Consider the following 12,681-nt stretch of genomic DNA (forward strand, 5'->3'; position numbering starts at 1 on the left):
GCTTTTGGGGCTCAACAGGCGTCATCTCGATAGTGTTAACAAGCCCTAATGTGAAAGTGGCCCATAAAGGAGTTGAACATGAGCATTGAAGCAACCATTCAGGACCTTACTCGCCGTTGGCTGAAAGGCGCAGCCGATAATGATGTCGAGGCGATCATGGCCCTCTATCATGCCGATATTCGTTCATTCGATGCGATTCTGGCTATTCAGGTATCTGGCGAGAAAGCGTATCGGACGCATTGGAAAAAGTGCATGGAATCCTGCCCGGCGGAGCCGTTTTTCGAGATGCACGACCTGGTTGTGGAGGCATCCGATTCGCTGGCGGTGTCGCACAGCCTGACCCATTGCGGTGCCACCGTGGAAGGGGAAAAGCAGGGCGGCTGGATGCGCTGTACGCATGTATGGAAACGTGATGGCGACCAGTGGAAGATTGTCCACGAACACTTTTCCTGCCCGTTCAATCCGGAGGACATGTCGCTGATTATGACGTGGCAACCGGAGCACACACCGGTACCTTTTAACTAATAACAAGCCCGGGAGAGAGCACGATGAAATATCTATGTCTGGTGTATTACAACGAAGCGGCGATGCAGGAACGTGGCGACGATCACTGGCAATCGCTTAATCAGGAGTGTCAATCCTACAGCGGCGGCTTGCAGGAGTCCGGGGTGATGCTGGATGGCTCCGCCCTGCAACCGGTGTCCACGGCGACCACGGTGCGTTTGCGCGACGGACAGGTGAGTGTCACCGATGGCCCCTTTGCGGAAACCAAGGAGCAGCTGGCGGGCTTTTACCTGATCGACGCCAATGACCTGAACGATGCGATCCGTGTGGCCAGCCGTATTCCGCCGGCACGCTACGGCAGCATCGAGGTGCGACCGGTGCGCGATATCTACGGTGAGTCGTCGGATGCCGTGCCTTATGCGGGCGCCGTATCGGAAAACGAGAAGGTGACGGACTAAAGCGTTTTTGAAAACGCCCGTCACCCCTGATTTTCTGTGGGAAGTGATGCTTGCATCACGAATAACGTCGGGGCGTGGCCGGTCCTTTCGCGATGCAAGCATCGCTTCCCACAGCCTGACTGTCTTTTTTCAGAGGCTCCCTAAAACTTTGGGGGGCTCAACAGGCGTCATCTCGGTAGTGTTAACAGGTCCTAATCAAAGGTCTTCGCGAACACCAAACCGCCCCACAGCACATTGCGGTCGCCCACGCCTTCTTTCAGTTCGGAGGTGTGGCCGCGCAGGACATAGCTGAGCCGATAGCCGTCGCTGAAGGCATAGGTGTAACCCAACCAGGCTTCGGCGACGCCATGGTTCACTTCGTCGCTGTGGTAGCGCACGTCGCTGTCCCGGAACTGGCCCTGCAGAAATGCATTGTAGGCGCGGCCGACCAGGGCAATGCCACCCCACACATAGTGCTCGTTATCCTCACTGGTGGCGGTGGTGTTGTTGCGCTCGCCGTAGCGGGTCAGCTCCGGGTTGCTCTGCCACCAGGGGCTGCGCAGGCGTCCGGCGCGAAAGCTCAGGCTCCAGCGTGCTTCGGTGAGGTAACCCACGGAGCCTTCCACGGTGCTTTTCACTTCCAGGTTGTCGCTGGAAATGGGCAGGCTCTTCTGCCGTGCCACCGCGTAGCGAGCGGTGGGTTCGCCGCCATCGCTGATCTGGTGATCCCAGCCTTCCGCTTGTTCACTGCCGACGACCTTGTGCACACCATTCTGAATGTTGCCGGCCAGATCCAGCCCCAGGGCGCCCAGTGTCAGGGTGCTGTGCCAGGCCACCTGGTCGTCGGGATTCACCTGCACGCGGCTGCTGGAAAGGTAGATCATGCTGGCGTAGGGGCGGTCGTCGTAGAGGGGCTCGGGCCGCTCTTTCTGTTCCGGGGTGAAGCCGAAAATGCCCGTTTCAAAACTGTGGCCGCGAACCCGGCTCCCGGACAGGCTATTGAGGCCCAGGGCGGTATCGATCCAGCCCAGCGGGGTATCCAGGGAAAGCAGAAAATCCCGTGCCCGGGTGCCGGTGGCGGCCATGCTGAGGCCGTAGGTGTAATCCTGATCACGGGTGCCCGGCACCAGCATGTCGTTATCCAGGGTCAGTGCCCAGCTACCGGTTTCGCGCTCCTGCTGCGGTTGAGGGCGGGATTGGCGTGGGCGCATTTCGGCGAATCCGGGGTCCCCGGCCCGGGCCAGCGGCGAGGCGGTGTCGGACAGGGACGCGGCAGCGGTCAGTCCCGGGCTCGCCAGCATGATGATCGCCAGTAAGCTGGCGACCCGGAAACCGGGGGAAGGAAAAAGGCTGTCGCGTGTGTTCTCTGTCATGGCTCCGTATCCGTCTCACTCCGGAAGCGCGCAAGCGGCTCGCCGGAACTGCAATTCTGTGACGCGTACGGTATGCCCCGCACGCGCATGGTCGGTATCGCGTTGCTGGGCGGTTGTTGCCTGTTTCTACAGAGAGTTGTTGTTCTGCCAGCGGCAGCGGCGCCATTGTCGAGCCGCTGAGTGTTCAATAGGACTAGGATCACCGATGACTGTTCGATGAAACAGTGCGACAGCGTTGGCCATTTAATCGAATTTTTCGATTTATTCGGAACGCGCCCTTATCCGCGGATGACAAGATACCCATCACTGCCGTCTTCTTCGGTCATTGAGCTTCGTTACCCAGGCGGCGTAGCCTCAGTGACATATTCATGAGCTGACGCTCAACAGACAGTGATGATAAGGAGAGCACGGTGGCAGAAGCATATATCGTAGCGGCGGTGCGTACCGCTGGTGGCAAGAAGAACGGTCGGCTGAGCAAGGTACACCCGGCAGATATGGGCGGCCGCGTTATTGATGCAGTGGTCGAGCGCACCGGGGTGGCGCCGGAAAAAATCGACGACGTGATTTTTGGTTGTGTGAGCCAGATCGGCCCGCAGACCTTCAACGTGGCGCGGACTTCTATCATGAGCTCCTGCCTGCCGGAGTCCGTACCGGGTGTCACTATTGACCGTCAGTGCGGCTCCTCCCAGCAGGCAATTCACTTTGCCGCCCAGGCGGTGATGAGTGGCACCCAGGACCTGGTGATTGCCGGCGGGGTGGAATCCATGAGCCAGGTGCCCATCGGTTCTCCGGTGATGGCCGTCAAGGAAATGGGCAACCCGTTTACCGGTGAAATCAGCAAGCGCTATCCGGGCGAAACGTTCAGCCAGTTCCATGGTGCTGAGCGCATGGCGGAGAAATACGGGGTAAGCAAGGCTGAGCTTGACCAGTTCGCCTACGACTCTCACAAACGTGGGGCGGCGGCGACCGAAGCGGGCCGCTTCAAGGATGAAATCATTCCGGTGCCGGTGACCCTGGAAGACGGCTCCCAGGAAGAGCATCTGGTCGATGAAGGAATTCGCTGGGAAGCGGAGCTGGATGCCATCAAGGCGCTGCAGCCGCTGCAGGAAGGGGGCCATATCAGCGCCGCCAACGCCAGCCAGATTACCGATGGCGCCTCGGCGGTGATGATCGCCAGCGAAAAGGCGGTCAAGGAACTGGGCCTGACGCCGCTGGCGCGTATTCACGCCATGGCGGTAGTGGGCTCTGACCCGACCATGGTGCTGGAAGGCCCGATCCCGGCCACCGAAAAAGTGCTCAAGCAGGCCGGCATGACCATGGCGGATATCGACCTGTACGAAGTCAACGAAGCGTTCGGCTCCGTGCCGCTGGCCTGGATGAAGGCGGTGGGTGCGGATTACGAAAAACTGAACGTGAACGGCGGCGCCCAGGCGCTGGGCCACCCGCTGGGGGCCACCGGTTCCAAGCTGATGGGCACGCTGGTGTATGAGCTGAAACGCCGTGGCGGCAAGTACGGTCTGCTGGCCATCTGTGAAGGCCTGGGCACCGCTAACGCGACCATTATCGAAGTGCTGTAAAAGTTGTCGATGAAAGTGAAAAGTGCAAAGTGAAAATGCGGAGGGGCGTGTGGCCGCCCACCTGAAATTCAGCTCCGTTCCTTCGCGTTTTTCAGCTTGAAAAAAAGCCGCCCTGGTTTTCCGGGGCGGCTTTTTTTGGTTCATTGCGGAATGAAGTGATCAGCCAGCTTCAGAGCTTGTCGCATTATCCCGCCCTGGCAACCGCTGGACGCCTGATGCTCGACGACGGACGCTTGCATTCAAAACCTGAACACCTTGGCCGCCAGGCTCTCTGCGCAAAATGCATTACCCGATAGTTGCCTGAATGATGACTCTGAACACCCCTCAAAGGAGAGGCCGCAATAACGACAACCTCTCAGGCTATGGGGTTTTACGTCAGGCATCCGGCGTCTAGCGTTTGGCAAAGTGCCGGGTATTCGCGATAAATCCATCAGACGGCGAAAAGCGAGTCATTCACTCTAATCCGCGAAGAACCTTTTCTAGCGCACGGTTTTATCTGCAGGAGCCATGCCTGCACGGCGAAGGATTCAGTCACGAGTCACGAGTCACGAGTTTCGAGGAGCGAAGTTCAGAACCGGAAGCCCTCTCTTTGGATCTTGGGTTTTGCCTTTCGCAACTCGTCACTCGTATCTCGATACCGTTCCCGCAGCAAGGCAGGGCCGCTTGCAGACAGTCCTCCATGGTGCGCAGGAGAATGTTATTGCCAGCGAATCAACTGAGCCTTTCCACCAGCCAGACCCCGGCCAGTACCATGATGGCCACCGACCCCACCGGCACGAAGACGCGCTTGTACAGCGCTGTATCCCGCGCCAGATAAGCCAGCGGCACAAACAACAACACGATGGCTATCTGCCCCAGCTCCACGCCGATATTGAAGCCCAGCAGCGGCAACACAATGCCGTCCCCCATCAGCCCCAGATCCGCCAGCACTGACGCAAACCCCAGCCCGTGAACCAGGCCGAAGACGAAGGCCATGATCCAGCGTTTCGGGAACAGCCCAGGCAGCAGATTGGCGGCGGCGCCGAGCGCGACGGTGAGGGCGATGGCGGACTCCACCAGCCAGGCGGGCAGGGTAATGATGCCCAGCGTGGCCAGCGCCAGCGTCAGCGAATGGGTGACAGTAAAGGCGGTGACGATGGCCAGGGTCTGGGTCAGGGCGCCATGCATGGTGGGTGCCGGCTGCCAGCCGCCCCGTTGCCACACCAGCACGGCGGGAAACAGCAGGGTGAGCAGGAACAGGATGTGGTCGTAGCCGATCAGGATGTGGTGGATGCCCTGATGCACAAACCCCTGAAAGGCCTGCCATTGCCCTGCACCACTGGTATCGAGATGGTGGCGACGTTGGTTGTCGCTGAACGTCACCGCCAGTTCGACGCCGTCGTGGTTCGACTTGAGCAAGCCGTGGTGGCTGGGGTCCCGGTCGAACAGGAAGCGGTAATGAACGCCCAGTTGTGACGGTGCGGCGGGGCAGTTGCCCTGAAAATGCAGGGCGGCGTAGGTGCCGTCCACATGGTCATTGGCCTGCAAACCGGTGAGCGTGAGAGGGCAGGGTTGGGCTGTTTCCCCTTGCCCCGTCTGCACGGTGAGCATGGGCAGAATTTGCTGGGCCAGTTCGGGTTGGCGGTTACGCAGCTCGCCCCAGGTGATGTTGCCATCGTTGTTGCTGTCCAGGTCGATCACCAGTTGCAGGTCGCGCAGGGCGATATCCCAGCGGCCGGTAATTTGCGGGCTGCTGGAGACGCTGTTCAGGCTTAGGTAGCTGTCGCTGGGTTTATGGGCAAACGCCGGGGCGCAGGCGAGAAGCAGCATCAGTATCAGGCAATGCTTCATGGTTGGGCCTCCGGCCAGTGCGCTTGGAGGGCGGCGTCATGGACGCCGTGGGTGTCGATGAAGTCCCGTGCGGTGGCCTGGGCATCGGCGTTGTCGGCGGCGGTGGCCGCGGCGAGCAACAGGCGCAGGTCGGTGAGCTCCTTTTGCTGCTGCCAGTTGTCCCGGGCCACGGCAAGGGCCTCGGTGGGCGACGGGTCGACCTGCAGCAGGTAGCGGGCATGCTCACGTTGATGCACGGTGCGGCCAGCGAATTCAGCCGCGTCCAGCCGTTGCTGGTAGGCCTGTTGCCACTGCCCGGCCTGCGGGTGCTGGCTGCGCTGGCCGGCGATGGCCAGGCGCAGCAGGGCATTGTCCCGGTCCTGCCAGTTTTTCAGATCCGCAATCACGGCGTCGGGGTGACCTTGCTGTAACCACAGGTCGTTTTGCAGGTAGCGCAAATAGGCATCCTGTGGGGCGAGCGCCAGGGCGGCATCCAGGGCTCGTTGCGCCCGTTCCGGTTCACCCTGCTGAATGGCCATTTCAGCAATCAGGGTCTGCAACCAGACGCTCTGGGTGGTGTCGCTAACCAGTGGACTATCGGCCAGCGACTGCAGGGTGGCGTAGGCGCGCTGATGTTGGTCCGTCATGGCTTGCACACTGGCCTGACATAACACCACCGTCGTCGGTGGCAGGCTGTTGGCCGCGTTGCCACAGGCTTGCCGGGCGGCATCGAACTGGCCCTGAACCCGCTCGATGTTGGCCAGCATCAGCCAGCCCTGGCCCTGATTGGGGTGCTGTTCCAGTAACCGCGTCAGGCGGGTTCGGGCCCGGGTGAACTGGTGGCGTTGTTGCTCGATGTCCGCCCACAGCAGGCTCACCGCCGGGGACGGTGGTTGGGAAAAGGGGGCCAGGGTGCGTTGTGCATAGCCGAGAAAACGCGGGTCGCCCTGCTGGCGACCGTAATCAATCTGGGCGCGGGCCAGACGCAGTGCATCGGCCTCGTTTTGTGGTGGGCTGGCGAGTGTCAGGGCCCGTTGGGAGTCCGACAAGGTGGCCAGCACCGTGTTGTTATTGTCCGGGGTGTAGGGGGCTGCCCCGGTCGTGCTGACCAGTAGCCCCCCGCAGAGAATCAACAGTAAGGCCGCCGGAAACCGGCGGCCTGTTTGGGGGTTAATCCAGGACACTGTTATAGGCATCCTCGTTGCTGTTGGTCTGGTTCCGGAAGCGCAGGTTGTTCACGCTAACCGGGTCGGTGGTGTCACTGGTGGCGGCCAGCTGGGTTTTCACAAAGACCGTGTAGTCCACCGTGGCTTGTGCACGGGGCGGTGGCGGATCGTTGTCATCGTCACCGCCGCAGGCCACAAGCCCGAGGGTCGCCAGCGAAACCGTGGTTGCCAGTAATAAACGCATGATGTCCTCCTGTGATGGGGCGCGGTTACGGCGCGGCGGCCACGTTGTCGGCACCGGGCAGCGGCGTGTTCAGGTACGGAAAGGTGGTCAGGTAGGCGGCCGGGTCGGGCAGGGCGCCGTCATTGACGATGGCACCACCGTTGACCTGACTGTCCTGGGTACCGCAATTACCGATTTCACCACCGGGATCGGCTCCGTTTACATCGGCCCCGCAGAGGAAGCCTTCGGCGGCGGTGAGGGCAATGTCGACCACGTCATCCACAGGGCGTCGGCCATTGGGGAAGCCGGCAAAGTCACCCCCAGCAACACCGAGGTCGACCTGGGCGCCCGCGGCGGTGGCCGGGATGCCGGTATTCAGGCGCAGCATTTCACTGGCGGTTACGGTGGGCAGCTGGGTGACACCGGGGACGCCGGTGAGGAACACAGTGACCAGATCGTTACGCGGGGTTTCCGGGGCGGGAACGCTGAACAGCACATTCACCAGGGCGGGCAGGCTCGGGTTAGTCACATAGGTGGCGAACTGGCCGTCGTCCTTGGGTTCACTGGCGTTGAAGCGGTCCTTGTCGGGCAGGCCGATGACTACCTCGTTCACCAGGGGCGAGCCGAGACGGGATACCTGGGTATAGGCGCCGCCTTTCACGGCCGGGCCTTTGGCATCCGTGCTGGCAGTGGTGCTGGAGCCCTGCGGCGCGGGGTTGATGACACTGGCCTGACGAACGCTGGCGGTGGTCCAGCCACCGATAACGGTGTTGTCGCCGGTCAGGCAGTCCGCCGGGACTTCCAGAGCCAGGCTGGTGACGTTCTTGTCGCCGATGGTGTTGCTGCGTGAATCACGGGCGCCCAGTGGGTCGAGCGCCACCAGGTCGAACACTTCGCCGAGATTCACCACAAAGCCTTCCTGGCGCTGGCCAACGAACACTTTGCCCGGCATCGGGCAGTCGGGAAGGGTTACGTCGTAGATGAAGCTGTCGGCGTAGGTGGCGTAATCGTTGATTGATTTTGTGCCAATGTTGTCCACCGGTTTGGCAAAGGTGTCGTCACCACTGCCGGCGTGGGTGATGTCTTGAACGTTGCCGGTGCGGCGATCGCCGGTGATCATTTTTACGGTGTAACTTTCCAGCACGTTCTGGGCGCTGGTGTCGTTGGCGGTGATGGCGCCGATGTTGATCAACGGTACCGGCACGTCTGTGCCGCCCACATTGACCGTGGCGTTTTTGCGTTCCGTATTGAATTGGAACTGGAAGGTGATGTCTTCCATGGCGTTGCCGTCATTATCGATATGGATTTCGTAAATGGCGTCATCGTCCAGGGAAAAATAATTGGGACCGCCATAGGCATCCTGCAGGGGCAGGTAGTTGGCGATCAGGGTCACATACCCGTCACGGCCGGACTCATAGCTGTTGAACATATAGAAGTCCGTGCCATCGACTTTGGGCATGCCGGTGATGAACGGGGCCTCGCGGTGGCTGGATGCCAGCGCAGTGCTGCTGGCCAGCAGCGCGGCGGCGGTGCAGACCGCAGGCAAGAGAACAGGGCGGCGTAACATACGAACACTCCTTTTATTTGTGTGTCTACGTTACGCAGCAGATCGCCTGGCGGATGCAAAAAATATTTTGTTTTTTTCTGCATCCGGAATGCGTTTTTTCACGTATTACTAACAGGTCATCTGCCATTAAGGAGGTCTACTCAACGGCGCGTCCGGAGAACCTCGTTATGGCAGCAAGGGAAAGCATGCTGGTGGATCAGCTGGCAAAAGTCGCGCAAGGGGACCGCGCGGCTTTTTCCGACCTGTACCAACAAACCAGCCGTGCAGTGTACGGACAGTGCATGCAATTGTTGCGCGATAATGACGAGGCCAATGACGTGCTGCAGGAAACCTATATTCAGGTGTGGCATCACGCCGGTGAATACCATGCGGACCGGGGCTCGGTACTGACGTGGATGATGTCGATCTGTCGGTACCGGGGGCTGGATGCGATACGGCGCCGCCGCAGGGACGTGGAGTTCGATTCGGTGGCGCAGAATCATGCCTGCGAGAAACCCGGGCCCATGCAGAATGCAGGCGACATGGTGGATCGGCAGCGCTTGAGTGATTGTTTGCGCGATCTGGATGAGCGTTATCGAAACAGTATCGAGATGGCCTATTTTCGTGGTTTCACCCATCAGGAACTGGCGGTTGCCATGGGGCAGCCTCTGGGTACCACTAAAAGCTGGGTGCGCCGTGGGCTCAACGTATTGCGTCAGTGTCTGGGTTCATGAAGCCGGATAACCCTGAGCGTAATCATGCGTTGGCGGCGGAATATGTGCTGGGCACCCTGCACGGCGCAGCGCGAAAACGTTTCGAACGGTGGATGATGCTGTCGCCCAAATTGCGGCGGCAGGTGTGGCTGTGGGAGCGGCGGTTGCAACCGTTCAATGAGTCTGCGCCCAGCATGCAGCCGCCGGCCGGTGCCTGGGATGCGCTGGAGCGTCGGTTGTTTTCCGCGCCAGAGACGGCGCCCGAGCCCCATGCCGGTGCCGCTGCCTGGTGGCAGTCGGCGTTGCCCTGGCGCTGGACCACAGGCATTGCCGTGGCGGGGTTGATGGCGTTATTGATCTGGACGCCGGTGCCGCCGAAAGCCCCGGAGAATGCATTGGTGGGCGTGGTGCAGGGGACACAGGCGCAACCATTGTGGGTGTTGAACGCCTCCCGGGGAGACCACAGTCTCACATTGCGTTCATTGCCGCCCACGTTGCCGGCAAGCGATGATCAGGATTATGAGCTGTGGTTGTTGCCAGAATCCGGGGTGCCGATCTCGTTATCGGTATTGCCGACCGAGGGGGCAGAGTTGCGGATCACGCTGAATCATGAGCAGGTGAAACAATTGCTGCAATCCCGTTCCCTGGCGATCAGCCTGGAGCCCCATGGCGGTTCGCCGACGGGGCAGCCCACCGGGCCGGTGGTGTATCAGACTCAGCTTGTGGATTTATAGCAGGGCAGGCGAGCCGGGTGCTGGCCTGCGTTGATGCGGCGTCAGGTGCCGAGTTCGCTTTCGGCGGTTTCCAGCGCTTCCATGGCGTCCAGTAGTTCCCCTTCCAGCGCGTCGTGCTGTTTCTTCAGGCGAGCCTGATCCCCCAGCAGCCCGTTCATTTCGTCCTTGCGGTTTGGGTCGGTGTACAGCGCGTCATCACCCAGCCCGTCTTCCACTGTGGCCAGTTTGTCACTGCACTGGGCCAGTTGTTTTTCCAGGGTTTCCACCTGTTTTTTCAACGGCCGTAACTGCTGGCGCTGTTGGGCGGCTTGCTGGCGGCGGGCCTTGGCGTCCTGGCCATCGCTGGCTTTCTCTTCTTTCACCGGTTTGCCGTCGCGGCGATTTTGTTGCAACCAGCGGGCGTAGTCGTCCAGGTCGCCATCGAAATGGCTGACACCGCCGTTGGCCACTAGGAAAAAGTCGTCCACGGTGGTTTCCAGCAGATGGCGATCGTGGGAGACCATCACCACTGCCCCTTCAAAGGCTTGCAGGGCCAGGGTCAGCGCTTCGCGCATATCCAGGTCCAGGTGGTTGGCGGGCTCATCCAGCAGTAGCAAGGCGGGTTTTTGCTGGACGATCATGGCCAGCGCCAGGCGGGCTTTCTCGCCGCCGGAAAAACGCCCGATGGGGGCAAACACATCATTGCCCTGAAAGCCGAAGCGGCCCAGTTCGCTGCGCAATTGCGATTCGCTCCATTGCGGATAGAACCGTGACAGCATCTGGTAGGGGGTGTCGTTGGCGTCCAGACGATCCACCTGTTGCTGGTGGAAGTAACCGATTTTCAGATCATCGTTTTTTTCAAAGTGGCCGCCCAAGGCGGGCAGTTCGCCCACCAGTGTACGCACCAGGGTAGATTTGCCTGCGCCATTGGGGCCGAGCAGGCCGATGCGGGTTTCCGGACGCAGGCTCAGGTTAACCTGGTCCAGGATCACCGTATCGACGCCGTTATTGCGATAGCCGCACTGCACCGCGTCCAGGTTCTCCATGGGGTTGGGCAGTTTTTCCGGGCTGTGAAAATCAAAACTGAAGCCGGAATCCACATGGGCGGGGGCAATCAGTTCCAGTTTTTCCAGCGCCTTTACCCGGCTCTGGGCCTGCTTGGCCTTGCTGGCTTTTGCCTTGAAGCGGGTAATGAATTTTTGCAGGTGGGCGACCTGGGTTTGCTGCTTGTCATGCATCTTCTGTTGCAGGGCCAGCTTTTCGGCGCGCTCGCGTTCGAAGTCGGAGTAGCCGCCGGTGTACTGCTTCAGGCTGTTATGTTCGATGTGCAGGATCTGGGTGACGATGGCATCCAGGAACGCCCGGTCGTGGGAGATCACCAACAACGCTCCGGGCTGCTGAATCAAATAACTTTGCAGCCAGAGAATGGCATCCAGATCCAGGTGGTTGGTGGGCTCATCGAGAAGCAACAGGTCCGCGTCGCTCATCAGTACCTGGGCCAGGTTCAGGCGCATGCGCCAGCCGCCGGAAAAACTGGAGACGGGCTGTTGCTGTTGGGCTTCACTAAAGCCCAGGCCGGCCAGCAGGATGGCGGCGTTGGCCGGTTGCTGCCAGGCGTGCAGGGCGTCCAGCTCGCCGTGGGTCAGGGCAATGGCGTGGTTGTCGCCGGCCTGTTCGGCGGCCGCCAGTTTGCGCTCGGCGGCACGCAGGGCGTGGTGGCCGTCCAGCACATACTCGATGGCGGGCTGTTCCAGCGCGGGGACTTCCTGGGCCATCATGGCCAGGCGCCAGTCGGCAGGCAGGTTGAGGTTGCCGCCGTCGCTCTCCAGCTCGCCCATGATAAGCTTGAACAGCGAACTCTTGCCGCTGCCATTACGGCCCACCAGACCTACGCGCCAGCCCTTGTGCAGGACCAGGTTGGCATCTTCCAGCAGCAGGTCGGGGCCGCGGCGAAGGTTGATATGTTCGAGAGACAGCATGGTGAGCCTATTTTCAAGACAGTGGCCTGCGTGCCGTGACAGGCGTGCAGGAAACCGGCGCAGTGTAAGCGATGGCCTGTTCAAGCACCAACCTGCCCGGGGAGGTGAACCAGGGGATGCCTGTGAATGATGAGATGAAAGCGGATCTGTGGCGTTTTGCGCTGGGGCGCTGGCAGGACAAGCGGTTCGAGAAAGCCTGCCTGCATCTGCAGGACGACTATCAGGTGCCGGTGTCGCTGCTGCTGTGCGGCTTGTGGCTGGCGGCGTCGGGCAAGCAGCCGGATGCCCGGACGGGTCGACGGTTGGCGGAGCTGGCGGAGCAGTTCGAAGCGGATTATCTGCGCCCGCTGCGCCAGGTTCGCCGCAAGGCTGCACAGGATGACCGCTTGCCCGAGTTCAAACGCCAACTCCAGCAGGTGGAGCTGGAGGGCGAGCGCTGGTTGCTGACCACCCTGCCTTCTTTGTGCGAGAACCTGTTGCCGGCAGGCAAGCCGGTGGACCCGATGGGCTGGTTGCTGGTGCTGATTCCGGAAACGGCGCAGTGTGAGGGATTGCAGGAAGGGCTGAGCCGCCTGGCCGAGTTGAAAGTGGAAAGTTGAAAGGCGCGAGCTGGGCAGGGCGGGATTCGAATCAGGCTGTCG

Annotated in this window: 12 protein-coding genes; 6 read left to right on the forward strand and 6 right to left on the reverse strand. The window is 60.9% G+C overall.

The window, feature by feature from the left end; genetic code table 11:
* The first annotated feature begins 78 nt into the window (after positions 1-78).
* Together ADG881_RS12145 and ADG881_RS12150 are read left to right on the forward strand one after the other, a co-directional pair.
* On the forward strand, positions 79-525 hold the full coding sequence (locus ADG881_RS12145) for a nuclear transport factor 2 family protein (RefSeq protein ID WP_007151372.1): 447 nt from the start codon (positions 79-81) through the stop codon (positions 523-525).
* Between the two features lie 23 nt (positions 526-548).
* Complete coding sequence (locus ADG881_RS12150; RefSeq protein ID WP_007150860.1) at positions 549-962, forward strand: YciI family protein; 414 nt, start codon at positions 549-551, stop codon at positions 960-962.
* Positions 963-1,153: 191 nt separating this feature from the next.
* Here the strand turns inward: ADG881_RS12150 and ADG881_RS12155 are convergent, their stop codons facing one another.
* The gene (locus ADG881_RS12155) at positions 1,154-2,314 is read right to left on the reverse strand and encodes a lipid A deacylase LpxR family protein (protein WP_007150946.1); all 1,161 of its coding nucleotides are present in this window, start codon (positions 2,312-2,314) and stop codon (positions 1,154-1,156) included.
* 410 nt (positions 2,315-2,724) lie between these two features.
* Between ADG881_RS12155 and ADG881_RS12160 the strand changes: the two genes are divergently transcribed.
* Positions 2,725-3,891 carry an acetyl-CoA C-acetyltransferase gene (locus tag ADG881_RS12160; RefSeq protein ID WP_007148333.1) on the forward strand — a complete coding sequence of 389 codons (1,167 nt, stop codon included), beginning with the start codon at positions 2,725-2,727 and terminating at the stop codon, positions 3,889-3,891.
* 711 nt (positions 3,892-4,602) lie between these two features.
* On the opposite strand, the gene ADG881_RS12165 is transcribed toward ADG881_RS12160, so the two are convergent.
* The 4 genes from ADG881_RS12165 to ADG881_RS12180 are packed head-to-tail and all read right to left on the reverse strand — an operon-like array spanning position 4,603 to position 8,656.
* The gene (locus tag ADG881_RS12165) at positions 4,603-5,721 is read right to left on the reverse strand and encodes a HupE/UreJ family protein (protein WP_007148865.1); all 1,119 of its coding nucleotides are present in this window, start codon (positions 5,719-5,721) and stop codon (positions 4,603-4,605) included.
* On the reverse strand, positions 5,718-6,884 hold the full coding sequence (locus ADG881_RS12170) for a lipopolysaccharide assembly protein LapB (RefSeq protein WP_039926715.1): 1,167 nt from the start codon (positions 6,882-6,884) through the stop codon (positions 5,718-5,720). The genes ADG881_RS12165 and ADG881_RS12170 overlap by 4 nt, the downstream gene beginning before the upstream one ends.
* Positions 6,871-7,110 (reverse strand): hypothetical protein, encoded by a 240-nt coding sequence (locus ADG881_RS12175; RefSeq protein WP_007149977.1) that lies wholly within the window; start codon positions 7,108-7,110, stop codon positions 6,871-6,873. The genes ADG881_RS12170 and ADG881_RS12175 overlap by 14 nt, the downstream gene beginning before the upstream one ends.
* A 25-nt stretch (positions 7,111-7,135) precedes the next feature.
* On the reverse strand, positions 7,136-8,656 hold the full coding sequence (locus ADG881_RS12180) for a DUF4331 domain-containing protein (protein WP_050760157.1): 1,521 nt from the start codon (positions 8,654-8,656) through the stop codon (positions 7,136-7,138).
* A gap of 167 nt (positions 8,657-8,823) precedes the next feature.
* On the opposite strand from ADG881_RS12180, the gene ADG881_RS12185 reads away from it, so the two are divergent.
* Together ADG881_RS12185 and ADG881_RS12190 are read left to right on the forward strand one after the other, a co-directional pair.
* Complete coding sequence (locus ADG881_RS12185) at positions 8,824-9,369, forward strand: sigma-70 family RNA polymerase sigma factor (RefSeq protein WP_007149568.1); 546 nt, start codon at positions 8,824-8,826, stop codon at positions 9,367-9,369.
* Complete coding sequence (locus tag ADG881_RS12190; RefSeq protein WP_007148917.1) at positions 9,366-10,082, forward strand: anti-sigma factor domain-containing protein; 717 nt, start codon at positions 9,366-9,368, stop codon at positions 10,080-10,082. Before ADG881_RS12185 ends, ADG881_RS12190 begins: the two co-directional genes overlap by 4 nt.
* A 41-nt stretch (positions 10,083-10,123) precedes the next feature.
* Here the strand turns inward: ADG881_RS12190 and ADG881_RS12195 are convergent, their stop codons facing one another.
* Positions 10,124-12,040 (reverse strand): ATP-binding cassette domain-containing protein, encoded by a 1,917-nt coding sequence (locus ADG881_RS12195; protein ID WP_007151413.1) that lies wholly within the window; start codon positions 12,038-12,040, stop codon positions 10,124-10,126.
* Between the two features lie 116 nt (positions 12,041-12,156).
* On the opposite strand from ADG881_RS12195, the gene ADG881_RS12200 reads away from it, so the two are divergent.
* The gene (locus tag ADG881_RS12200) at positions 12,157-12,639 is read left to right on the forward strand and encodes a TIGR02444 family protein (RefSeq protein WP_039927441.1); all 483 of its coding nucleotides are present in this window, start codon (positions 12,157-12,159) and stop codon (positions 12,637-12,639) included.
* The last annotated feature ends 42 nt before the right edge of the window (positions 12,640-12,681 follow it).

Source organism: Alcanivorax sp. DG881, assembly GCF_000155615.1.
Taxonomy (GTDB): domain Bacteria; phylum Pseudomonadota; class Gammaproteobacteria; order Pseudomonadales; family Alcanivoracaceae; genus Alcanivorax.

What these genes read in the sequence shown, in the direction of transcription:
- ADG881_RS12150 (WP_007150860.1), top strand. Translation starts at nt 549, where the DNA reads ATGAAATATCTATGTCTGGTGTATTACAACGAAGCGGCGATGCAGGAA.
- ADG881_RS12155 (WP_007150946.1), bottom strand. Translation starts at nt 2,314, where the DNA reads ATGACAGAGAACACACGCGACAGCCTTTTTCCTTCCCCCGGTTTCCGG.
- ADG881_RS12180 (WP_050760157.1), bottom strand. Translation starts at nt 8,656, where the DNA reads ATGTTACGCCGCCCTGTTCTCTTGCCTGCGGTCTGCACCGCCGCCGCG.
- ADG881_RS12200 (WP_039927441.1), top strand. Translation starts at nt 12,157, where the DNA reads ATGCCTGTGAATGATGAGATGAAAGCGGATCTGTGGCGTTTTGCGCTG.
- ADG881_RS12195 (WP_007151413.1), bottom strand. Translation starts at nt 12,040, where the DNA reads ATGCTGTCTCTCGAACATATCAACCTTCGCCGCGGCCCCGACCTGCTG.
- ADG881_RS12165 (WP_007148865.1), bottom strand. Translation starts at nt 5,721, where the DNA reads ATGAAGCATTGCCTGATACTGATGCTGCTTCTCGCCTGCGCCCCGGCG.
- ADG881_RS12145 (WP_007151372.1), top strand. Translation starts at nt 79, where the DNA reads ATGAGCATTGAAGCAACCATTCAGGACCTTACTCGCCGTTGGCTGAAA.
- ADG881_RS12185 (WP_007149568.1), top strand. Translation starts at nt 8,824, where the DNA reads ATGGCAGCAAGGGAAAGCATGCTGGTGGATCAGCTGGCAAAAGTCGCG.
- ADG881_RS12190 (WP_007148917.1), top strand. Translation starts at nt 9,366, where the DNA reads ATGAAGCCGGATAACCCTGAGCGTAATCATGCGTTGGCGGCGGAATAT.
- ADG881_RS12175 (WP_007149977.1), bottom strand. Translation starts at nt 7,110, where the DNA reads ATGCGTTTATTACTGGCAACCACGGTTTCGCTGGCGACCCTCGGGCTT.